Below are 23829 nucleotides of genomic sequence, written 5' to 3'. Positions count from 1 at the left end.
AATCAGGGTCTGACCAAGCACTCTACATTCAGTAAATAAACTGAATGTAGAGTGCTTGGTCAGACCCTACTGATGGGACAAACTTTTTTATTTGAGTTTAATCCCGCATTAACTGGCAATAAAACATCTCTGATTAATGTTTCACTTGATCATCGCTCAAGTGGAGTTGCCTCAGCAGAAATATCGAACGGGTCGATTTCATTAATATGATCATAAAACATGATGCCATTTAGATGGTCAATTTCATGCTGGAAAACGATAGCAGGCAACCCTTTTAGTTTAACTGTTATTTCTTCGCCGTTTAAGTCCACACCTTTAACGGTTATTTTGGCGTATCTTGGAACGAAGCCTGGAAAGGGGCGGTCAACAGATAAGCAACCTTCTCCATTAGTCAGATAAGTTAGCGCTTTTGAGTGCCTAAGGATTTTTGGATTAAATAATGCATAACTATAGAGTTTACCTTCTGAATCTTTTACATGAACAGCTATCATCCGTTTTGGTACATTAATTTGGGGAGCTGCAAGCCCGATGCCTGGCCGAAGTCCAAATTCTTTTGCCTTGTCGGGGTCTTGACTGTTAATCACATAGTCAAGCATACTTGATAAAATTTCGCGTTCTTCCTCAGAAGCTGGTAAGTTTACTTCCCCCGCTTTACTACGAAGTGTTGGATGACCCTCCCTAATGATATCTTCCATTGTAATCATATAATTCGCCCTTCTTTCTTAAATATATCCAGAGTTAGAAATATTAGCTGTTATCCCACTTGGATTGGGGATATGCTGTATATGTATTAATAAAGATAGTTTATCAAAGATTAGCCAAATAGTTAATGAAATGAAAGTGTTAATGGCATGTTTTTTATGCTTCACTTTTGGGTAATACAAAAAAAGATTCAATGAGGGGGAAGCTATTACATATACACTTCCCCTGAAAGGATACTTGAATAAGTTAAACTTAGTTATCCCTTAATAAATAAAGAGGTTAAAGATTTATTGTGGGTTAACAAAAACAAGCACCAACGATAATCAATAGAATGAAGAGTACGACAATTAATGCAAATCCGCTTCCAAATCCGCAGCCGCCATACCCATAACTGGGATAAGTCTCAACTGGATAACAGCAGGTATTTCCATAGCCACCATAATACATAAAGGATCCCTCCGTTTTGTAATTCCATCATTCCATATAGAGTGATGTACTAACAACCTATGCAAAGAAGATAAAATGGTCTGGGCTAATGCCTAATCATAAAGAGTTATGACAAGTCATATATTCAAGTGATACTGGACAAATTGAATTTGCAATTAGTTGTAAGGGAAACGGGATATATGGGTAGAAGTTAGTTGTCAAAAACTGACGATTTCCAGTATAGTAGTTTATATAGAGATTAGGGGGAGTTTAACAATGAGTAAGTTTATTAAATGGACTGTGTTATGTTTGGTGTTAGGTGGAGTCCTCTTGGGATGTACAGCTAAAAACTCTCCAGAAGAACAAATATATCAAATACTCGAAGCGGCTGTGAAGTTAGAAAAAAACTATGAAGAGCAAAAACAGCCTATTACTGAACTGGAGAATAAAGAAAAAGAATACTACAACACGATTCTTAAACTTGGCATGAGGGAGTTTGACCAAATCGTTAAACTATCGAATGAGGCCATCAATAATATTGAAAAACGAAAAGAGCTTCTTAAAAAAGAAAGAGAAAGTCTTCTTGCTTCTCAAGAAAAATTTAAGCAAATAGATGCTAAAATAAACGACATTAAGGACCCAAATCTAAAAAAAGAAGCAGAAAAATTAAAGGTGACTATGGATGAAAGGTATGCAGCACATGAAAAACTTTATGCTTCATATAAGGAAAGTTTAGAGTTGGATCAAGAGTTATATACTCTTTTCCAAAAAGAGGACTTGAGAATGGATGAATTAGAAGCACAAATTGAGAAGATTAATCAATCTTACCAAGCGGTGATTGAAGCAAACGATGATTTTAATAAAAAAACGAATCAATATAATGAGGATAAACTGAAATTCTATAAAGATGCAGAGATTGAGGTTTCAGATACGAAAGAAGCTAAATAAAATAAAACATATGCATTCACTAAGTAAACCGACTCAAATTTTGAGCGGTTTTTTGTTTTTATCCCACATTAACGGTCAATCCCCCACTGATGGAAATTGTGCATTATGGATATAATAATTTTGTGAAGATGTGTAATGATAGTATAGGGGAGTCGGAAAAAATGTAAAGAAATGGGGAGAAAAACATTTTTTAAAAAGATAGCGCATACATCTGTCGTAAAACAGTTTCTCTTTTATAGTACAGATATTATAATTATAGTATAACAGTTTTATCAATGATAAATTTTCTAAAAAGAATTATCGATTGAAAACTTATTTATATAGGTTGTTGTAATTGACTATGCTTATTTGGTGAGGTAAACTTAACTATGGATAAAGCATTGTATCATTTTAATATTAGTTTTTACTGATACAGAATATCGAGAAGAAAAAAACCCAGTGAATGTTTGCATTCACTATTGTTGGGAAAAATACATTGGTATTTCATTTAGACTTTTAGAAATGAAGAATGCTTTACAAAATATAACCTTTTTATTGAAAGGATGAGGTGGCACAGATGGCTTCTAAAGCAAATCAAGCTAATTTTGATGTCAAGAAACAGTTTGAAACAGTTGAAGAACAGTTTCAAACATTACAAATTTTAAATGAAGAAGGCGAAATCGTAAACGAAGCAGCAATGCCTGAGTTAACAGATGAGCAATTACAAGAACTTATGAGAAGAATGGTTTATACACGAATTCTTGATCAACGTTCTATCTCTTTAAACCGTCAAGGAAGATTAGGTTTCTATGCGCCAACAGCTGGACAAGAAGCTTCTCAACTTGCATCGCAATTTGCACTCGAAAAAGAAGACTTTATCCTACCAGGATATCGTGATGTTCCACAATTAATCTGGCATGGTTTGCCGCTTTCACAAGCGTTTTTATTCTCTCGTGGCCACTTTAAAGGAAACCAAATTCCTGAAGGTGTAAATGTTATTTCTCCACAAATCATTATCGGAGCTCAATACATTCAAGCAGCGGGTGTTGCTCTTGGAATGAAGAAACGTGGTACAAAAGCAGTAGCAATTACTTATACAGGTGATGGCGGTACTTCACAAGGTGACTTCTATGAAGGAATCAACTTTGCTGGTGCATTTAAAGCTCCTGCGATCTTTATTATTCAAAACAACCGTTTTGCGATTTCTACTCCTGTAGAAAAACAATCAGCGTCTAAAACATTGGCACAAAAAGCAGTTGCTGCTGGTATTCCTGGTGTTGTAGTAGATGGAATGGACCCACTTGCTGTATACAAAGCTGTAAAAGATGCACGTGAGCGCGCAATTAACGGAGAAGGACCTACACTTATCGAAACATTAACATACCGTTATGGTCCACATACAATGGCTGGTGATGATCCGACTCGCTACCGTACATCAGATCTAGATAACGAATGGGAATTGAAAGATCCTCTTGTTCGCTTCCGTAAATTCCTTGAAGTTAAAGGTTTATGGACTGAAGAGATGGAAAATGAAACAATTGAGAAGGCAAAAGAAGAAATTAAGGAAGCAATTAAAGTTGCGGATGCAGAGCCTAAACAAACGGTAACTGATTTAATTTCAAATATGTTCGAAGAGATGCCTTACAATTTGAAAGAACAATACGAAATCTACAAAGAAAAGGAGTCGAAGTAAGCCATGGCTCAAATGACGATGATTCAAGCTATTACAGATGCGTTACGCACTGAATTAAAAAACGATGAAAATGTTCTTGTTTTCGGTGAAGACGTTGGTAAAAACGGCGGGGTATTCCGTGCTACGGAAAACTTGCAAAAAGAATTCGGCGAAGATCGTGTATTTGATACTCCGCTTGCAGAGTCTGGGATTGGTGGTATTGCTATCGGTCTAGGATTACAAGGATACCGCCCAGTTCCTGAAATTCAATTCTTTGGTTTCTTATTTGAAGTAATGGATTCTGTTGCAGGACAAATGTCTCGTATGCGTTACCGTTCTGGCGGCCGTTACAATTCACCAATCACAATTCGTTCTCCTTTTGGTGGTGGTGTTCATACACCAGAAATGCACGCGGACAGCCTTGAAGGGTTGATGGCACAAACACCAGGATTGAAAGTAGTCATTCCTTCATCTCCATATGATGCAAAAGGTTTACTTATTTCTTCAATCCGTGATAATGATCCTGTCATCTTCCTTGAGCATATGAAATTATACCGCTCTTTCCGTGAAGATGTGCCAGAAGAAGAATACACAATTCCTCTAGGCGTTGCTTCTGTGAAACGTGAAGGGAAAGATCTATCGATTATTACTTACGGAGCTATGGTTCAAGAATCAATCAAAGCTGCAGAAGAGTTAGAAAAAGAAGGATATTCAGTAGAAGTCATCGACCTACGTACGATTGCTCCACTTGATATTGACACAATCATTGCATCTGTTGAAAAAACAGGCCGTGCAATTGTTGTTCAAGAAGCACAAAAACAAGCTGGTATCGCGGCGAACGTTGTAGCGGAAATTAATGACCGTGCAATTCTTAGCCTAGACGCACCGGTATTACGTGTAACAGCAGCGGATACTGTATTCGCATTCTCACAAGCTGAACCAGTTTGGCTTCCTAACTACAAGGATGTTATCGAAACTGCGAAAAAAGTGTTAAACTTCTAATTGTTTTTTTAAAATTACTGAAATCCGGTCCTACTTCATTTAATAGATACCGGATTTTAGGCTTTATGCAAAAATACTCGAATTATGTAACATAAATTCCTTTTTTTCAGACAATATGTATGATTAAATTATAGGAGGTTGAGACTAAATGGCATTTCAATTTAGACTCCCTGATATCGGTGAAGGTATACACGAGGGTGAAATAGTAAAATGGTTTGTAAAGCCAGGGGATAAAGTTCAAGAAGATGACGTGCTTTGTGAAGTACAAAACGATAAAGCCGTTGTTGAAATCCCATCACCAGTAACAGGTACAGTTGAAGAAGTACATGTAGAAGAAGGAACTGTAGCGATTGTAGGAGATATCTTAATCTCTTTTGACGCTCCAGGATATGAAGATCTTCAATTCAAAGGTGACCATGGTGAAGAGTCTAGCACTAAAGAAGTCGAAGCGGCTCAAGAAGTGAAAAGTGAAGAGGCGCCTAAACAAGAAGTGCAAGCGGAAGTAGATTCTAACCGTCGTATTATTGCGATGCCTTCTGTTCGTAAATACGCTCGTGAAAAAGGTGTAGACATTCGTCAAGTTGCAGGTAGCGGTGATAATGGACGCGTTTTAAAAGGCGACATTGATTCATTCTTATCTGGTGGAACTACAGCACCAGCTGCTGCACAAGCTGAAACTGTTACAACAGAAGAAAAAGAAACAGCTAAACCGCAAGCTCCATCAATTCCTGCCGGTCAATATCCAGAAACACGTGAGAAAATGAGCGGAATTAGAAAAGCGATTGCTAAAGCAATGGTGAATTCTAAGCATACAGCTCCTCATGTTACATTAATGGATGAAATTGATGTGACAAAACTTGTTGCTCATCGTAAGAAGTTTAAAGAGGTTGCAGCACAAAAAGGAATCAAACTTACATTCCTTCCTTATGTTGTAAAAGCATTAACAAGTGCTTTACGTGAATTCCCAGCACTTAATACATCACTTGATGACGCTACAAGTGAAATCGTTCATAAGCATTATTATAATATCGGTATTGCGGCTGACACTGAGAAAGGTCTTCTTGTTCCTGTTGTTAAAGATGCGGATCGCAAATCTACATTTGCTATCTCAAATGAAATTAACGAACTTGGAGCAAAAGCTCGTGACGGTAAATTAGCTCCTGACGAAATGAAAGGTGCTTCTTGTACGATTAGTAATATCGGTTCTGCGGGTGGACAATGGTTCACACCAGTTATCAACCATCCTGAAGTAGCTATTTTAGGAATTGGTCGTATTGCAGAAAAACCTGTAGTACGTGATGGTGAAATTGTTGCAGCTCCAGTATTGTCATTATCATTAAGCTTTGACCACCGCATGATTGATGGTGCAACAGCTCAAAATGCATTAAATCACATTAAAAAATTGCTTAACGACCCAGAACTATTGTTAATGGAGGCGTAATAACATGGTAGTAGGAGATTTTCCAATTGAAACAGATACTTTAGTCATCGGTGCCGGTCCTGGTGGCTATGTTGCCGCTATTCGTGCTGCACAACTTGGACAAAAAGTAACAATTGTTGAAAAAGGAACGGTCGGTGGAGTTTGCTTAAATGTAGGCTGTATCCCGTCAAAAGCACTTATTGCAGCAGGTCATCGTTTTCATGAAGCTAAGCATTCAGAAGACATGGGGATTACTGCTGAAAATGTAAGCCTGGACTTCTCAAAAGTACAAGCTTTTAAATCATCAGTTGTAAATAAATTAACAGGTGGAGTAAGTGGACTTTTAAAAGGAAACAAAATTGAAGTTGTTAGCGGAGAAGCGTATTTTGTTGATGCAAATAATGTTCGTGTTATGACTGAAACATCTGCACAAACATATACATTCAAAAACGCAATCATTGCTACTGGTTCAACTCCAATTGAACTACCTACTTTTAAATATTCAAAACGCGTAATCAACTCAACTGGAGCTCTTTCACTTGAGGAAGTTCCATCTTCATTAGTTGTAATTGGTGGAGGAGTTATTGGGATTGAACTTGGTGGCGCTTATGCAAATATGGGTACTAAATTAACGATTCTTGAAGGAACAGAAGATATTCTTTCAGGTGGTTATGAAAAACAAATGACTGCATTGGTTAAGAAAAACTTGAAGAAGCACGGTGCAGAAATTGTTACAAAAGCACTTGCAAAAGGCGTTGAAGAAACAGATAATGGTGTGATTGTAACATATGAAGTAAATGGCCAAGAATCGAAAATCGAAGCTGATTATGTATTAGTAACGGTTGGTCGTCGTCCAAATACAGATGAAATTGGTCTTGAACAAGTAGGGATTAAACTTACTGACAGAGGCTTAATTGAAATCGATAAACAATGCCGCACAAATGTTAACAACATTTATGCAATTGGTGATGTCGTATCAGGTCCTCAATTAGCGCATAAAGCTTCGTACGAAGGTAAAATTGCTGCTGAGGCGATTGCTGGACAAGCTTCAGAGATCGATTATTTGGGTATCCCTGCAGTTGTATTCTCTGAGCCGGAACTTGCTACAGTTGGTCACACTGAGCAATCAGCAAAAGAAGAGGGTCTTGATGCTAAAGCTTCTAAATTCCCATTCGCTGCAAATGGCCGTGCGCTTTCACTGAACAATACAGATGGCTTTATGAAACTAATCACTCGTAAAGAAGATGGTTTAGTGATCGGTGCTCAAATTGCTGGTCCTAGTGCATCTGATATGATTGCTGAGCTTGGTCTTGCTATCGAAGCTGGAATGACAGCTGAAGATATCGCTATGACGATCCATGCTCACCCATCATTAGGTGAAATTACAATGGAAGCTGCAGAAGTGGCTTTAGGAATGCCTATCCACATTGTAAAATAACAAAACAAAAAAAACACATCCGATCTATTTCGGATGTGTTTTTTTTTTTCGGTAATATGCATGTAAAGAGAAAGCACTTCTCATTTTTAATGGTATTTATCCCGCATTAATAGAGACCCCAAATCACAAGCGTATGAGGAACTTAATGAAGGTAAGGGATAAACTACCCGTATATGGCCGATTGGTGAGATACATGAAACTTTGCACACACAAGTTGTAGGGGGCACATAGAAGAAGACCTAAGGACACAGTGTACTAAGTCTGTATGTTCGTAGTATCTACTTTATCTAGGTGCGCGAAGGTATTAAAGACACTAGAACGAGATTAACCAATAGTCGGGATGAAGGAAAAGCCCCATTGGATTCTTATAAATAATATGAATCATAATTATTGATATGTTACATATAATGGGTCACACAATTAGAAGTACAGCCTCTATTAAGAATAAAAGCGTTTAAAATGTTTGGATGGGGATAAATTAAATACAATACTTTTCTAAAAAGCTGGTCTTGACTCTATATTACGATTAACTGTTTCTGGTATATATAATGCTGTCCATTTCATTTGACTGGAGTTGAGTTGATTGAAGAATTACGTAGTGTTTCTTTTTCAATTAATTGTATGGAGCGGGTATACTGTTGTTGAATGGCTTTCAATGCATGATAAGTTTTTGTTTAAAGTGTTGATGTTCTTTATCTTTTCATACTTAGCGATATATATAGGTAAGGTTATCTTAAAATCGAATAAACAAACATGGATCGTTACTGGTGTAAGTTTAGCCTGTTATGCAATTATTCAAGTTTTGCTACAAACAATTTTACCAATTACATAGAGGAAAACTACGGACAAAAGAATTTCATTTTTAAAAATATAAATGGACTTTAGGAAAACGGTTACGAAATAATCATTCCAAAGAATATGAACCTCCTTGACCGTGTAAGGAATAAATTAATTTAATTGTATATTTTTATCCTGCATAAACGATCAATAAAATCCCCGCAGTATGAAGTTTCACTTTATGTACTCTCAAAAATTTGTAATAAAAATAAAAGTCGTAAATTAATTGTTTGATGCATAAATAATACCTAATCTTTTATTTACTTTCCACATTGTATGGCGCGTATTAAAAAAATAAATGTGACATACAATTAATGCTTGAATTATTAATTGTGTTATATTATTATGAAGTTAATAAGTTGTTAAAGCGTTTTCAATTTAGTTTGAGGGGAGTTTTAGAAATGGGTACAATAGTTTGTCAAACATGTAATGGAACAATTGAACATTTCGAAGATGAAAAAGTGAGTGTACTTTATGCGCTTTGCAACCACTGCGATAGTAAAAAAGAAGAAGACGAATTAGTAGAACTTTAATGATGATCTTTATAAAAATAAGAGGCTAACCAGATGGTTAGCCTTATTTTTATATTATTAATTCGAAAAGAATGCCAAGAAGGCAAGTGGTTTGAAGTTTCACTGTATCTTACCAATCGGTATCGTATTATCGATTGATAGAAGCAAAAGCAAAGATCTTAGTGATAGTAGTATACCGACTAACAATCAGTGGGGAATAAAGCAACTCCCCACCGATTGAAGTTTCACTTTATCCCGGTTTAACAGGCTGTAAAATTTGCTTATTGTAAAGGTAAAAGAAGTGTAAACAGCCTGTAAATCCCCGATTGGTTCAACTAACCATCAGCGAAACCTCCACTGATGGAAGATTCACTTTATCCCGGTTTAACAGGCTGTAAAATTTGCTTATTGTAAAGGTAAAAGAAGGGTAGACAGCCTGAAATCCCCGATTGGTTCAACTAACCATCAGCGGAACCCCCACTGATGGAAGTATCACTTTATCCCGGTTTAACAGGCAATAAAATCCTCACAGTTTGAAGTTTCACTTTATTTACTCTCAAAAATTTGTAATAAAAATAAAAATCGTAAATTAATTGTTTGATGCATAATAATACCTAATCTTTTATGTACTTTCCATATCGTATGTCGGATATTAAAAAAATAAATGTGACATACAATTAATACTTGAATTATTAATTGTGTTATATTATTATGAAGTTAATAAGTTGTTAAAGCGTTTTCAATTTAGTTTGAGGGGAGTTTTAGAAATGGGTACAATAGTTTGTCAAACATGTAATGGAACAGTTGAACATTTCGAAGATGAAAAAGTGAGTGTACTTTATGCGCTTTGCAACCACTGCGATAGTAAAAAAGAAGAAGATGAATTAGTAGAATTTTAATGATGATCTATATAAAAATAAGAGGCTAACCAGATGGTTAGCCTTATTTTTATATTATTAATTAGAAAAAAATGCCAATAAGGCAAGTGGTTTGAAGTTTTACTGTAACTTACCAATTGGTATCGTATTATCGATTGATAGAAGCAAAAGCAAAGATCTTAGTGATAGTAGTATACCGACTAACAATCAGTGGGGAATAAAGCAACTCCCCACCGATTGAAGTTTCACTTTATCCCGGTTTAACAGGCAATAAAATCCTCACAGTTTGAAGTTTCACTTTATGTACTCTCAAAAATTTGTAATAAAAATAAAAGTCGTAAATTAATTGTTTGATGCATAATAATACTTAATCTTTTATGTACTTTCCACATCGTATGTCGCGTATTAAAAAAATAAATGTGACATACAATTAATACTTGAATTATTAATTGTGTTATATTATTATGAAGTTAATAAGTTGTTAAAGCGTTTTCAATTTAGTTTGAGGGGAGTTTTAGAAATGGGTACAATAGTTTGTCAAACATGTAATGGAACAGTTGAACATTTCGAAGATGAAAAAGTGAGTGTACTTTATGCGCTTTGCAACCACTGCGATAGTAAAAAAGAAGAAGATGAATTAGTAGAATTTTAATGATGATCTTTATAAAAATAAGAGGCTAACCAGATGGTTAGCCTTATTTTTATATTATTAATTCGAAAAGAATGCCAAGAAGTCAAGTGGTTTGAAGTTTTACTGTATCTTACCAATCGGTATCGTATTATCGATTGATAGAAGCAAAAGCAAAGATCTTAGTGATGGTAGTATGGGACTAACAATCAGTGGAACCCCCACTGATGGAAGTTTCACTTTATCCCGGTTTAACAGGCTGTAAAATTTGCTTATTGTAAAGGTACAAGAAGTGTAAACAGCCTGTAAATCCCCGATTGGTTCAACTAACCATCAGTGGAACCCCCCACTGATGGAAGTTTCACTTTATCCCGGTTTAACAGGCTGTAAAATTTGCTTATTGTAAAGGTACAAGAAGTGTAAACAGCCTGTAAATCCCCGATTGGTTCAACTAACCATCAGCGAAACCCCCACTGATGGAAGTATCACTTTATCCCGGTTTAACAGGCTGTAAAATTTGCTTATTGTAAAGGTACAAGAAGTGTAAACAGCCTGTAAATCCACGATTGGTTCAACTAACCATCAGCGGAACCCCCACTGATGGAAGTTTCACTTTATCACTCTCAAGTATTGAAGATTAGGATCTTCGGGACCTTGAACGGGCAAGCCCACTTCCATATTCGCTTTAATATAATCAATGTTTTCCTGGGTAATGATTTCACCTGGAATGAAAATAGGGATTCCGGGTGGGTACACCATGATAAACTCGGCAATGATTCGGCCGACAGATTCATCAATCGCTACTACTTCTGTATCAGAGTAAAATGCTTCTCTAGGAGATAGAGCGAGAACAGGAATTGTTGGGAGCAGGACTTCGATATGCTTGTTCCCGTTTGCAGCAAGATGTTTAAACTCATTTGATAGGTCTTGTAATGCTTGCAATAGGATATTTGCTTCTTGCTTCGTGTCACCATTCGTAATAATACATAGGATGTTATATAAATCAGAAAGCTCGACCTCAATATTGTACTTTTCACGTAACCATTTCTCGACCTCATAGCCAGAAATGCCGAGATCTTTAACCGAAATAATTAGTTTTGTAGGATCGTAATCAAAGGTGGCTGGTGATCCGATAATTTCTTTTCCAACGCAATGCAGGAATGGAATTTTATTTATATCAGCTCGCAACTGATCCGCTAGTTTAATAGAGCGGTCAATCAAGCTATACCCTTCTGTTGCTAAACGTTTTCTTGCTGTATCAAGAGAAGCAAGCAGAATATATGACGTAGAAGTTGTTGTTAACATGCTTATGATTGATTGAACACGATTAGCTGAAACAAGTCCTTCTTTAACGTTTAATATCGAGCTTTGTGTCATTGAGCCGCCAAGCTTATGTACGCTTGTTGCAGCCATATCCGCTCCTGCTTGCATAGCTGATAAAGGTAATTCATCATGGAAGTGTATATGAACCCCATGAGCCTCATCAACAAGAACTGGAATTTGATAAGAATGTGCCAATTCAACAATTTTCTTTAAATCAGCAGATACTCCGAAATACGTCGGGTTAATAACAAGAAGACCTTTTGCATCTGGATTCTCTCTCAATGCTTTTTCGACTGAATCTATTGTAATCCCATGGGAAATACCAAGGTTTTTATCTATTTCAGGAGTTATGAAGATTGGGATCGCACCAGAAAAAACAATCGCTGACATAATCGACTTATGCACATTTCTGGGTACAAGTATTTTATCACCAGGCCCACAAACTGTCATAACCATTGTCATGATCGCTCCACTTGTTCCTTGTACGGAAAAAAACGTGTGATCAGCACCAAATGCCTCTGCGGCTAGTTCTTGAGCTTGCTTGATCACCCCTTTTGGACTATGAAGATCATCTAAAGGTGCGATGTTAATTAAATCAATCGATAATGCATTATCGCCAATGAATTCACGGAATTCAGGATCCATTCCCTGCCCTTTTTTATGACCAGGAATATGAAACTGGATAGGTTTTTTCTTGGCATGGTTCACTAAACTTGTGAATAAAGGAGTTTCGTTCTGTGACAATTGTTTATTACCCCTCTTCTAGATATTTATAATTAAGAAAACAAATGAATTATATCATGCGCAATATTATTTGAAAAGAATAATTATTAGTCAGTGTTCTTTGAACTTAGTGTAATGGAACTTTTTCATAAAAATTAGAGGACATTAAATGATAGTATAAGTAAATGTAGGCTTAATTATTTGCGTGTTGATAAACTCGATTTAGAGGTCATTTGTAGATTAGGGGGATAATGTATGAAATGGGAGACAAGAGTGACTGAACTATTAGGAATTCAATATCCAATTGTCCAGGGAGGACTTGCATACTTAGCATATGCAGACCTTGCGGCGGCTGTATCGAATGCAGGTGGTCTTGGCCAAATAACCGCAATGTCTATAGCTACACCAGACTTGTTACGTGCTGAGATCCGGAAAACTAAAACAATGACAAATAAGCCGTTTGGTGTAAATTTTGCAATTGGTCAGCATGGCAGACCGTATGAGCATATGCTTGAAGCAGCCCTGCAAGAAGGAATTGACGTTGTTTCCGTAACTGGAGGAAATCCTACACCGTTTTTTAAGCTTTTACAGGGAGTTCATATAAAGAAGTTAGTACTTGTTGCTGCTAGAAGACAAGCGGAAAAAGCAGAAGAGATTGGCGCGGACGCCGTTATGGTTGTCGGTCAGGAAGGTGGTGGACATCTTGGCAGGGATGATATAGGTACAATGGTGTTAATTCCACAGGTCGTTGACGCAGTTTCGATACCTGTCATTGCTTCAGGAGGTATTGCTGATGGTAGGGGGTTAATGGCTGCGCTTGCGCTAGGTGCAGAAGGAATAGAGATGGGAACGAGATTCATTGCTACAAAAGAATGTATCCATGCGAGCGAAGCCTATAAAAAATCATTGGTTCTAGGAAATGAATATGATACAGTCGTAATTAAGCGATCGATTGGAGCGCCTGCCCGAGCTATTTCGAATAGCTGGACAGAGAACATTTTGAAAATTGAACAGGAAAACCTGGGGTATGACTCATTAAAAGATTACATAAGCGGAAAGGCTAATAAGCGATTCATTATTGATGGTGAGCCAGATGAAGGATTCGGTTGGGCAGGGCAAACACTTGGATTGATTCGTGATATTCCCACTACGGCTGATTTATTCGAAAGGATCATTTCAGAAGCGGAAGAAACTAGAAGAAAATGGGCAAAATAGTTAAATATCGATCCACGCGAAAATTTTCGATAAAAATAAATATGGCAGGTGATTATAAATGGAATATCAATATCCAATGGATTATACTTGGAGTACAGATGAAATAGTCGATGTAATAAAATTTTTTGAAAGTGTTGAGAAAGCTTATGAAAGTCGTGTAAGTAAAGAAGACTTTATGAAAACTTACAGACGATTTAAAGAAATTGTTCCCGGTAAAGCTGATGAGAAAAACTATACGGATGAATTCCAAGTTAGTAGCGGGTATTCAGCGTACTTAGTTTTAAAAAGAGCTAAAGAAATAGAAGATGGTGGCTGGATTACTTTAAAAAAATAAATTTTCCAAAAAATGTTGACAAAGTGTTTTATTCAATTTAAGATAATAATTATTAAAACGAATATAAAGCGTTGAAGAAGAAGAGTACCTTATTGTTTGTTCTATAGAGAGCCGGTGGTTGGTGTAAATCGGTGAGCAACTATAAGCGAATGGGCTTCTGAGCTCCAAACCGAAATGTAAAGTAGGCTTTGGCGGAACGTCTCATCGTTATTTGAGACAGGCATTCTAACTGATGCTGTAAAGTGAGCTTTCGAGCTAATAAAGGTGGTACCACGGGTTCCTCGTCCTTTTGGATGGGGGCCCTTTTTGTGTTTTTTGAAAATATTATATGACAATTCGATGATCAAGAAGAGTAGCCTTTTCAGATGCGTAACAGAGAGCCGGGATGGTGGGAGCCGGTACGATATGAAAAGGGGAATGGACTTGTGAGAGGTTCCTTGAACAATTAGTAGAGGAACACGGCTTCCACCGTTACCGGGTACTAGTATAAGGATCTTCTTATACTGGAAAAGAGGAGGATGTCCAACTGATGGGTTAGACTAAGCCGTATATACAGTGTTGTAATTGACACTTGTATGTATAGGGTAAGAGTTATACCCATTCGAGACATCCTCAAGCTGAGGTGGCACCGCGGTAAATGAATCGTCCTCTGCATACACAAAAATTGTGTATGCAGAGGACTTTTTTGTTTTTTAGGCTATGACCAAGCTCATTGTTGATTTTGGCACTATGTTGATTGGAGTGGGAAGCGAACGCCTTTCGTTTCAATCAACAGGCAAGTTTAACGGAGCCATTTTTTAAGGGGGGATAACATGACAAGTGAAAGAAGGAAATTGACATTCAAAAAGGTGACTGTTGAAGGGGATATTCATACACCAATCTCTATTTTCCGAAAGCTTCCAGGTGGGAAGAAATTTCTATTAGAAAGCTCACCTTCTCATCATGACAATGGGAGGTACTCATATATTGGGTTTAATCCATACTTGGAATTAGTGTCAATAGATAAGGTAACTACAAGAATTGGCCCCAATCAAAAAAAGGGGATAGAAATTGGGGCGCTAATGGATGAATTGAAAAAAGAGCTGGACGTTGAATTTGAAGTGAACGATCTTGACATTCCATTCTTTGGTGGAGCAGTTGGTTATTTAGGCTACGATATGATCCGGCAATATGAGGATATAGGTGATGTACCAGAAGATACATTAAATATGCCAGATGCACATTTTCTACTTTTTGAAGATGTTATCGTTTATGATCATCTAACAGAAAAAATTCATCTGATTACAAGTAGCTCCGATTATGAAGTGAGGTTGGCAGCTTTAAAGAAGAATATTGAGTCAGCTACTGAAAAAGAACCAGAAAGCGAAAGGGTGCATTTGGATTTCCAATCAAATATTAGCCAGAGAACTTTTGAAAATCTTGTTCATCAAGCAAAAGAAGCCATTGTAGCGGGAGAAGTGTTTCAGGTTGTCTTATCTCAAAGATTTCAGTCACCATTTCATGTTGATCCATTTCAAGCATATCGCAGACTTAGATTATCCAATCCATCTCCATATATGTTTTTTATCGATTTTGAAGAATATACGGTGCTCGGTTCTTCACCTGAAAGTTTAATAAGTGTGAAAGACCGGCAAGTTACGGTCAATCCTATTGCTGGAACTAGACCACGTGGAAGCACTCCAGCAGAAGATCTCCAGTATGAACAAAGCTTACTTCAGGATGAAAAGGAGCTTGCAGAACATAAGATGCTTGTGGACCTTGGTCGTAATGATCTGGGGAGAGTGTGTGAAATTGGATCGATAAAATTAACATCTCAAATGAAAATAGAACGATACAAGCATGTGATGCACATCACTTCAAAAATTAAAGGGATGTTACGTTCAGACCTTACAAGTATTGATGCTTTAATCGCTTGTATGCCAGCAGGAACGGTTTCAGGGGCTCCGAAAATTAGGGCCATGCAGATCATAAACGAATTGGAAAATGTAAAAAGAGGAGTTTATGCAGGATCAGTAGGCTATCTCGGTTTTGGTGGTACCTTAGACATGGCATTAGCCATTCGGACAATGGTTATAAAAGATGCTGTTGCTTATGTTCAAGCTGGAGCAGGTATTGTCTATGACTCAGTAGCTACTACAGAATATGAAGAAACCAGGAATAAAGCAAAAGCATTATTGGAGGTGCAAAGAGATGATATTACTCATTGATAATTATGATTCGTTTACTTTTAACCTATATCAATATCTCGGTGAATTTTACCCTAATATTGTTGTGAAACGAAATGATCAAATAACTATAGAAGAAATTGAAGAGATGAGCCCTGCAGCAATCATTTTGTCACCAGGACCCGGTCGCCCGGAAGAAGCGGGGATATGTATTCCAGTCATTGCCCATTTTTACAAAACGGTCCCTATATTAGGTATTTGTCTTGGACATCAAGCAATCGCTTGTGCGTTTGCCGGGAAGGTGGATCGGGCTGCTCAAATCATGCATGGAAAAACGTCTGTAGTTCTGCATAATGGGAAAGGTCTATTCGAAGCGCAAGAGAGTTATTTAGAAGTCATGCGATATCATTCATTGGTTGTAAAAGCTCACAGTTTGCCAAAAGAGTTTGAAATACTCGCAAGAGCTGCTGATGACGGTGAAATTATGGCAATTCAGCATAAGCATTATCCTTTATATGGGTTGCAATTTCATCCAGAGTCGATTGGCACAGTTTCGGGAAAATCAATCCTTTTACAATTTATAAAAAATGTGAAAGATGGTGTTCAATATGAAAAAATATCTTGAAAAACTATCGCAACATGAATCATTATCGCAAGAAGAAATGTTAGATGCGGCCCACTTAATGTTTACTGATGAAATTACAGATAGCGAAATGGCAGCATTTCTCATCGCACTTAAATCAAAAGGAGAAACAGCAGATGAAATTGCAAGTCTTGCTTCTGTACTAAGAAAAAAAGCGATCTCTGTTAACGGACAATTTGACCAAGTGATGGATAATTGTGGAACAGGAGGAGATGGTTCACAAAGTTTTAATATTAGTACAGCCTCAGCATTCGTTTTGGCAGGCGCAGGTATTAAAGTAGCCAAACATGGAAACCGTAGTGTGTCTAGTAAAACAGGAAGTGCTGATGTATTAGAAGCATTAGGTGTGAATCTACATTTAACTAGTCAGGAAATCGAAGAAAGATTAGAAGCAATCGGTATTGCGTTCTTGTTTGCTTCAAAAGTCCATCCGAATATATCGAGAATTATGAAAATAAGAAAAGAACTGAAAATTTCGACGGTGTTTAATTATACAGGGCCGTTAACTAATCCGGTTCAATTGGATTCTCAATTACTTGGTATTAATAAACGAGAAATGCTTGATTTATTTGCGTCAGTTTTAGATAAGTTAGGGAGAAGAAGAGCATTAATTATAAACGGTGCAGGATATATGGATGAAGCAAGTTTACAAGGGACCAACTCAATGATTTTGTTGGAAAATGGGAAGAAAACGCATATTACATTAAATCCTGAAGATGTTGGTTTACCGTATTATACAAATGACATGATTCGCGGTGGCGATGCAAGAGAAAATGCTGATATTATGCTTCGAATATTACAAGGAGAAAAAGGTGCATATCGTGATACAGTGCTTTTAAATGCTGGTCTAGGAATATATGCGAACGGGAAAACAGACAATGTTCGCGAAGGTATTGCCATAGCAAAAGAGAGCATTGATAGTGGTCGGGCATTGCAGAAGCTTGAAGCACTTATACATTCTGATACTTATAAAAAGGCGGGGGTAATGTAAATGACAAATATATTGACGGCGATACTTGCTGCTAAACATGAGGAAATTATTAAACTAAGAAAATTGAAATTTCCGAATTATCAATCAGAATATACGAAGAGGTCACTTTTACAAAGTATGAAAGAATCACAAAAAGTTTCGATCATTGCTGAAATAAAACGAGCTTCACCATCTCGGGGAGACATTGATCGAGATGTGGATCCTGTAAAGCAAGCTCTTGCCTATGAAAAAAATGGCGCTTCTGCGATTTCTGTCTTAACAGATAGTGAATTCTTCAAAGGATCATTTGAGGATCTTAAGCAGGTCAGTGAAGCTGTGAAAATCCCTGTTCTTTGTAAAGACTTTATTATAGATGAAATACAGATTGATCATGCTAAACGAGCGGGAGCACATATCATCCTCCTTATCGCAGCTGCTATGCCAGCACATCGTTTGGCGGAACTATATCAATATGCTAAATCAGAAGACTTAGAAGTACTAGTGGAGGTGCATAACGAAGAGGAGCTCCATGCTGTGCTTCCGATTGATCCTGAATTAATTGGAATTAATAATCGGAATTTAAAAACTTTTGAAGTGAATCTTGAAGTAACCGAGCGACTAGGTTCTCAATTACTCGAGATGGACAAACTCTTTATCTCGGAAAGCGGAGTAAAAGTACGTAGAGATGTTGAGCGAGTTAGAGATGCTGGAGCGAAAGGAATATTAGTTGGGGAAACTTTGATGCAAGCGGAAAATCTAAAATATAGCTTTAATGAATTTGACGTCATGCTTAAAGGTGAAAATTATGCACGTTAAAATTTGTGGTTTATCAACTTTAGAAGCAGCACAAACGGCAATTGATTCTGGTGCAGATTATCTAGGATTCATTTTTGCCGAAAGTAAACGGAAAGTGACTCCAATAAAAGCACGAGAAATTATTAGCAATTTAAAGGGGAATGCAAAAAAGGTAGGCGTTTTTGTTAATGAATCGGTTGAGGAAATATCTAGAATTGCCGAATATGCGGGACTAGATATTATTCAACTTCATGGTACGGAAAGCCAGGAATTTGCAAGTAAGCTTACATTACCAGTTATTAAAGCTATTACTATTCATTCTATAGAAGATTTAAAACAGGTTCAGGAATGGGAAACGGAATATCTTCTACTTGATTTACCGAAAAATCAGATAGCTCCTATAAGAAAGACTCTGAATTGGGAGGAAATGATGGGGAAATTACCATATCGTAATCATATTTTCCTTGCCGGGGGATTAACACCTGAAAACGTAGAAACGGCTGTTAAGCTCATTCAACCTTACGCTGTTGATGTATCAGGTGGAGTAGAAACAGAAGGAACAAAAGATTTGATAAAAATCAATGCTTTTATTAAAGGAGCTCAATTTAAGAAGGAGGAATTAATATGATAAGCACGTATAGTGGGCCAGACCAAACGGGACATTTTGGTGAATATGGTGGTCGCTTTGTTCCAGAAACATTAATGACGGCAGTATTAGAACTAGAAACCGTATACGAGGAAGCAAAGCATGATCCAGATTTTCAGGAAAAGCTTCAATATTACTTGAAAGAATATATTGGGAGAGAAAATCCATTATTTTATGCGGAAAATCTGACAAAGATTGCTGGTGGTGCGAAAATTTACTTAAAGCGTGAAGATTTAAATCATACAGGTGCCCATAAAATAAATAATACGATTGGTCAAGCATTATTAGCAAATAGGATGGGAAAACGAAAAATTGTTGCAGAGACAGGTGCTGGTCAGCATGGAGTTGCAACTGCAACAGTGTGTGCGTTATTAAAACTAGAATGTGTCATTTTTATGGGGAGTGAAGACGTGCGGAGACAGAAATTAAATGTATTCCGCATGGAACTACTCGGTGCGAAAGTTGTTTCTGTTGATCAGGGAAGTGGCACATTAAAGGATGCTGTCAATGAAGCACTTAGATATTGGGTTTCCAATGTTGCAGATACCCATTATATTATGGGATCTGTGTTAGGACCTCATCCGTTTCCACAAATTGTTCGTGATTTTCAAAGTGTAATCGGCTATGAAACAAAACGACAATATAAGGAAAAAGAAGGGAAGTTGCCTAATACGATTGTTGCTTGTATTGGAGGAGGAAGTAACTCAATGGGAATGTTTTACCCGTTTCTTACAGATTCTTCTGTGAAGTTAATCGGTGTTGAGGCTGCGGGAAGCGGGCTCGAAACAGAGAAACATGCAGCAAGTCTGACAAAAGGAACGAAAGGGGTTCTTCATGGCTCATTGATGTATTTGCTTCAAGACGAAGATGGTCAAATCCAAGAGGCGCATTCCATTTCAGCAGGGCTGGACTATCCTGGTGTAGGCCCTGAACATTGTTTTTTAAAAGACGAAAATCGAGTGACGTATACTTCAGTTACGGACGAAGAAGCACTGGATGCATTTGTTCTTTTATCTAGGGAGGAAGGGATTATTCCTGCTTTAGAAAGTTCACATGCTATAGCTTATGCGATGAAAATAGCCAAAGAAATGAAGGAAGATGAAGGACTTGTAATTTGCTTGTCGGGTAGAGGGGATAAGGATGTTGAACAAGTTCGTTCATTATTAGGAGGGCACAAGGATGGGGAATAAATCATTACAAGAGACATTAGCTGAATTACATGCAAGGCAAGAAAAAGCATTCATTCCCTATATTATGGCTGGGGATGGAGGATTAGAGAAGCTTAAGGAGGACCTACTTCGTTTGCAAAATGCAGGAGCAACCGCGGTTGAATTAGGTATTCCCTTCTCTGATCCTGTTGCGGACGGTCCAATTATTCAGCTTGCAGGCAAGCGTGCATTAGCAGAAGGAGTGACCTTAAAAAAAATCATTGCCAAGCTAATCGAAATAAAAGAAGAAGTGGAGATTCCAATTATTTTTATGGCCTACTTAAATTCTTTACTTGCATATGGAATAAGCAATTTTAGCAATGACTGTGCTAAAGCTGGAGTTTCAGGGTGTATTGTACCAGATCTACCGATAGAAGAAGAAGGGATTCTTGTACAAGATTTGAAAAAGGTGAAAATTCCGCTAATCAGATTGGTTACGTTAACTAGCTCTCAAGATAGAATTGAAAAAATAGTTGAAAATGCGGAAGGGTTTATTTATGCAGTCACTGTAACAGGAATAACAGGTGTTCGTGAAAGTTTTGAAGAAGAAGTTGGTCTTTACTTAAAAAGAATTCGGGAGGCCAGTTCTATCCCTGTCCTAGCGGGCTTTGGTATTTCAACTGCTGAACATGTAGAAAGAGCCTCGTTATATTGTGATGGTGTGATTGTTGGGAGTAAAATCATACAAAGTCTGCAAACAGAGAATTATCAAGAGATTGATGAATTAATTTTAGCTAGTAAAAAAGTAATCTATTAATTTAAATAGGAGGATGTCTCAAAAGGGTCTGACTTCGTAAACGACACCAGTGAACGTATTAAAAACACGTAGCAAAACTGGAAAGTTGAGTTGCGAAGTTAAATTCTTACATTTGAGACAACCTCCTTTACTTTTTTTGTCCAACGTATAATTGGATATCCTGCATATGAAATCAGATTTTTAAAGGGATGTTTCAGTTAGTGTGTACAAGGGTATTAAATGGACAAAAGCATTATGAATAGTATTGATAAAATCACTGTCTGAGAGGTTAATAGCATCCTCACGCGAGATTTTAATACCACAAAGAATTTCCGCTTTTTTTACTTCTTGCAACCTTTTGAACATAGCAGTTAAATCTTCCACAGATAGTGTTTTATGGGGAATCACTTCTGGTTTTGTATGATCTAACGACCACACAAAATTGGCAGGAATGTTTTTATTAATATTTTTCACAGATTTTTCAAGTGTTTGACCGAACTGAACCTTCATGGGAGCTTCATAAATGACAGCAAACCAAACGAACATATGGCTACCCCATAAACCAATTTGGAAATGAGGCATCATTTTATATCCTCGTTTGTTAGCGGCGAAAGCAACCCAAGTATCATTTGGTGGATTGATGGTTCGTCTTAAATGTTTAGCTATGTGTGGGTATAGTTCTTGACCAGTCATTGTGGAAAGTTCACCTGCAAAGTGGTTCCCAAGTGCATCTAGTTTAGGGCGAATCTGATCTTTGAGTGCTTCCATTCGATTATCGAGTCCTTCGATTTTAAATACGTCAAAATCTGCAGCTGAAAAACATGTTACGTTCATTTTTTTCCTCCTTAGTTCCTTTAAGGGCTATTGTAGCATAGGTAAAAACATAATTAAAAAAATCAGATTACAAAAACTTCAGTATAGGTTAGAGCACAATTTAGTTACGATTTTCACAGTGAAATCATAGAATGTAATAAAAAAACAGAAAATTTGGTCAATTACTGAAAGGAGTTAATTATTTATGAAACAAGTAATGAATCAAGCAATGAAAGCTAAAGAAGTTGAAAAACACCGAAAAGCAGTGCTTCGAATGGAAATGGATTATGAATTGGCTACTCTTTTTGAAGCAATAAAGGAAGAAAATGATCAGAAGAAAAATCAGTGTAAGCAAAAATTAGAACGTATTCGGAATGAGCTTGTAAAACTAAAGGCACTGTAATTTATAGTAATTATGATCAAGAAAGAAACGAAGAATTGTTGGATTCACCATAGTTGTTTTATGAAAGTTAAATATAGCTGAGCGGACACCGTTTTTTTAAAGTAAATGGTGTCCGCTTTTCGTCATAGGACAAGGTGGGTAATCATGTGAACAAGGTAATAAAATATTTATTGCAGCTCGGCTTTACATATAACGCTGTTGTGGCTTATCCCACATTTCGGGCAGTAGTACCCCCAATATGAAATTTTATTTGCTTTCCCTATTTTAAATGAATAGCTTTTATAATATGCCTATTCAATTTGTAAATTAGTTTGATTATGGGAACCCTTAAGATCAGGTTCCAATTGAATAATACGATATGATAAAACTTGATACAGGACAATGTTTCCATTATTCTTGAAGTACGAATTATCGTTAGTAGATTTTATACATCTATGTCTGGAGGATAAAATGATGGAGAATTATTCAGAGATTGATACATATGCAAAGGATTGGATCATGACCGCGGGAAAAAGACTTAAATCATCATTTGAAGAGAACCTCAATATTGAAACTAAGGCAAACGCCAATGATTTAGTTACCAATATGGATAAAGAAATCGAGCAATTTTTTCTTGATAACATTACTGAAACGTTTCCTACTCATCGAATTTTGGGGGAAGAAGGAATGGGGAAACGGATTACGGACTTAAAGGGCGTTGTTTGGATTATTGACCCAATCGATGGGACGATGAATTTTGTTCATCAACAACGGAATTTTGCAATATCCATTGGAATTTATGAGGATGGTGTCGGCAAAATTGGACTTATTTATGATGTTGTACAAAATGAATTGTATCATGCAATTAAGGGTAAAGGTGCATATTTAAATAATATGAAACTGACGAATTTGAAAAAAGTATCGATTTCAGAAATGATACTGTCAATTAATGCCACCTGGCTTATGGAAAATAAAAGGGTTGATCATCAGATTCTTACACCTATAATAAAGGATGTCAGGGGTACAAGATCATATGGATCGGCAGCTATTGAAATGGCTTTTGTTGCTTCCGGAAGAATAGATGCTTATATGACAATGAGACTTGCACCGTGGGATTTTGCTGCAGGTTCCATTTTAATTGAAGAAGTAGGCGGTGAAATTACAACGATGTCAGGAAATCCACTTGATTATTTAAATGGCTCATCATTGTTTGTTTCTAAACCGGGTCTTCATCAAGCGATTTCTGAAACATATTTCCAAAATGGCTGGCCAACTGTAAAATACTAAACTTAGTAAGTTCACCAGCTGAAATCTTAATTGCTAATTATCAGGTGTATTATTGTAGATATTAGCGCAATTGTCTGTTGCTCTCTGTATATGAGAAGTAAAAGTATCTCTTGTAATTTCGCATCTTAATATGTTAGTCTCAAACTT

The 23829-nt window shown here is 36.9% G+C and carries 24 protein-coding genes and 2 other annotated features; of the genes, 20 read left to right on the top strand and 4 right to left on the bottom strand.

Going from position 1 to position 23829, the window contains the following annotated elements:
* Positions 1-149: 149 nt before the first annotated feature.
* Both def and HNP81_RS01495 read right to left on the bottom strand, forming a co-directional pair.
* Positions 150-704 carry a peptide deformylase gene (def, locus tag HNP81_RS01500; protein WP_028393011.1) on the bottom strand — a complete coding sequence of 185 codons (555 nt, stop codon included), beginning with the start codon at positions 702-704 and terminating at the stop codon, positions 150-152.
* A gap of 295 nt (positions 705-999) precedes the next feature.
* The gene (locus HNP81_RS01495; RefSeq protein ID WP_182501330.1) at positions 1000-1149 is read right to left on the bottom strand and encodes a YjcZ family sporulation protein; all 150 of its coding nucleotides are present in this window, start codon (positions 1147-1149) and stop codon (positions 1000-1002) included.
* 255 nt (positions 1150-1404) lie between these two features.
* On the opposite strand from HNP81_RS01495, the gene HNP81_RS01490 reads away from it, so the two are divergent.
* The 9 genes from HNP81_RS01490 (at position 1405) to HNP81_RS01450 (ending at position 10466) form a co-directional block, all read left to right on the top strand.
* Complete coding sequence (locus tag HNP81_RS01490; RefSeq protein WP_034302057.1) at positions 1405-2076, top strand: YkyA family protein; 672 nt, start codon at positions 1405-1407, stop codon at positions 2074-2076.
* A gap of 556 nt (positions 2077-2632) precedes the next feature.
* Positions 2633-3748, top strand: coding sequence for a pyruvate dehydrogenase (acetyl-transferring) E1 component subunit alpha (pdhA, locus tag HNP81_RS01485; protein WP_182501329.1), 1116 nt, complete (start codon positions 2633-2635; stop codon positions 3746-3748).
* Positions 3749-3751: 3 nt separating this feature from the next.
* Positions 3752-4729 (top strand): alpha-ketoacid dehydrogenase subunit beta, encoded by a 978-nt coding sequence (locus HNP81_RS01480; protein WP_028393008.1) that lies wholly within the window; start codon positions 3752-3754, stop codon positions 4727-4729.
* A 148-nt stretch (positions 4730-4877) separates the two neighbouring features.
* Complete coding sequence (locus HNP81_RS01475; protein WP_182501328.1) at positions 4878-6170, top strand: dihydrolipoamide acetyltransferase family protein; 1293 nt, start codon at positions 4878-4880, stop codon at positions 6168-6170.
* 4 nt (positions 6171-6174) lie between these two features.
* Complete coding sequence (lpdA, locus tag HNP81_RS01470; protein ID WP_028393006.1) at positions 6175-7587, top strand: dihydrolipoyl dehydrogenase; 1413 nt, start codon at positions 6175-6177, stop codon at positions 7585-7587.
* A 583-nt stretch (positions 7588-8170) separates the two neighbouring features.
* On the top strand, positions 8171-8419 hold the full coding sequence (locus tag HNP81_RS01465; RefSeq protein ID WP_028393005.1) for a hypothetical protein: 249 nt from the start codon (positions 8171-8173) through the stop codon (positions 8417-8419).
* A gap of 406 nt (positions 8420-8825) precedes the next feature.
* Positions 8826-8957, top strand: a complete 132-nt coding sequence (locus HNP81_RS01460; protein ID WP_182501327.1) for a GapA-binding peptide SR1P — start codon at positions 8826-8828, stop codon at positions 8955-8957.
* Between the two features lie 746 nt (positions 8958-9703).
* Positions 9704-9835: a GapA-binding peptide SR1P gene (locus HNP81_RS01455; RefSeq protein ID WP_182501326.1), complete on the top strand. Its 132-nt coding sequence runs from the start codon at positions 9704-9706 to the stop codon at positions 9833-9835.
* Positions 9836-10334: 499 nt separating this feature from the next.
* Positions 10335-10466: a GapA-binding peptide SR1P gene (locus tag HNP81_RS01450; RefSeq protein ID WP_182501326.1), complete on the top strand. Its 132-nt coding sequence runs from the start codon at positions 10335-10337 to the stop codon at positions 10464-10466.
* Between the two features lie 585 nt (positions 10467-11051).
* Here the strand turns inward: HNP81_RS01450 and HNP81_RS01445 are convergent.
* Positions 11052-12509, bottom strand: a complete 1458-nt coding sequence (locus tag HNP81_RS01445) for an aminotransferase class I/II-fold pyridoxal phosphate-dependent enzyme (RefSeq protein WP_182501325.1) — start codon at positions 12507-12509, stop codon at positions 11052-11054.
* Positions 12510-12743: 234 nt separating this feature from the next.
* On the opposite strand from HNP81_RS01445, the gene HNP81_RS01440 reads away from it, so the two are divergent.
* The 9 genes from HNP81_RS01440 to trpA all read left to right on the top strand — a co-directional run bounded on the left by HNP81_RS01440 (position 12744) and on the right by trpA (position 21221).
* Entirely contained in the window at positions 12744-13703 is a 960-nt protein-coding gene (locus HNP81_RS01440) for an NAD(P)H-dependent flavin oxidoreductase (protein WP_182501324.1), read from the top strand.
* A gap of 58 nt (positions 13704-13761) precedes the next feature.
* Complete coding sequence (locus tag HNP81_RS01435) at positions 13762-14037, top strand: UPF0223 family protein (protein ID WP_028393001.1); 276 nt, start codon at positions 13762-13764, stop codon at positions 14035-14037.
* A 62-nt stretch (positions 14038-14099) separates the two neighbouring features.
* Positions 14100-14329 (top strand) — a binding site (T-box leader).
* Between the two features lie 38 nt (positions 14330-14367).
* Positions 14368-14690: a binding site (T-box leader), on the top strand.
* A gap of 159 nt (positions 14691-14849) precedes the next feature.
* Positions 14850-16244 (top strand): anthranilate synthase component I, encoded by a 1395-nt coding sequence (gene trpE, locus HNP81_RS01430; protein WP_182501323.1) that lies wholly within the window; start codon positions 14850-14852, stop codon positions 16242-16244.
* Positions 16228-16827: an anthranilate synthase component II gene (locus tag HNP81_RS01425; protein ID WP_028392999.1), complete on the top strand. Its 600-nt coding sequence runs from the start codon at positions 16228-16230 to the stop codon at positions 16825-16827. The genes trpE and HNP81_RS01425 overlap by 17 nt, the downstream gene beginning before the upstream one ends.
* The gene (gene trpD / locus HNP81_RS01420) at positions 16811-17836 is read left to right on the top strand and encodes an anthranilate phosphoribosyltransferase (protein WP_182501322.1); all 1026 of its coding nucleotides are present in this window, start codon (positions 16811-16813) and stop codon (positions 17834-17836) included. The genes HNP81_RS01425 and trpD overlap by 17 nt, the downstream gene beginning before the upstream one ends.
* Positions 17837-18631 (top strand): indole-3-glycerol phosphate synthase TrpC, encoded by a 795-nt coding sequence (trpC, locus tag HNP81_RS01415; RefSeq protein WP_028392997.1) that lies wholly within the window; start codon positions 17837-17839, stop codon positions 18629-18631.
* Positions 18621-19238, top strand: coding sequence for a phosphoribosylanthranilate isomerase (locus tag HNP81_RS01410; protein WP_182501321.1), 618 nt, complete (start codon positions 18621-18623; stop codon positions 19236-19238). The genes trpC and HNP81_RS01410 overlap by 11 nt, the downstream gene beginning before the upstream one ends.
* On the top strand, positions 19235-20446 hold the full coding sequence (gene trpB, locus HNP81_RS01405; RefSeq protein ID WP_028392995.1) for a tryptophan synthase subunit beta: 1212 nt from the start codon (positions 19235-19237) through the stop codon (positions 20444-20446). Before HNP81_RS01410 ends, trpB begins: the two co-directional genes overlap by 4 nt.
* On the top strand, positions 20436-21221 hold the full coding sequence (gene trpA, locus HNP81_RS01400; RefSeq protein WP_028392994.1) for a tryptophan synthase subunit alpha: 786 nt from the start codon (positions 20436-20438) through the stop codon (positions 21219-21221). Before trpB ends, trpA begins: the two co-directional genes overlap by 11 nt.
* Before the next feature lie 180 nt (positions 21222-21401).
* On the opposite strand, the gene HNP81_RS01395 is transcribed toward trpA, so the two are convergent.
* Positions 21402-22034, bottom strand: coding sequence for a YktB family protein (locus tag HNP81_RS01395; protein WP_028392993.1), 633 nt, complete (start codon positions 22032-22034; stop codon positions 21402-21404).
* Between the two features lie 184 nt (positions 22035-22218).
* On the opposite strand from HNP81_RS01395, the gene HNP81_RS01390 reads away from it, so the two are divergent.
* Positions 22219-22416, top strand: coding sequence for a YkzI domain-containing protein (locus tag HNP81_RS01390; RefSeq protein ID WP_028392992.1), 198 nt, complete (start codon positions 22219-22221; stop codon positions 22414-22416).
* A gap of 453 nt (positions 22417-22869) precedes the next feature.
* Positions 22870-23682 (top strand): inositol monophosphatase family protein, encoded by an 813-nt coding sequence (locus tag HNP81_RS01385; protein ID WP_028392991.1) that lies wholly within the window; start codon positions 22870-22872, stop codon positions 23680-23682.
* Positions 23683-23829: the final 147 nt, after the last annotated feature.

The sequence above is a fragment of the Peribacillus huizhouensis genome (assembly GCF_014138605.1).
GTDB classification, from domain to species: domain Bacteria; phylum Bacillota; class Bacilli; order Bacillales; family DSM-1321; genus Peribacillus; species Peribacillus huizhouensis.
This window is presented reverse-complemented; position numbering and strand designations above follow the sequence as displayed.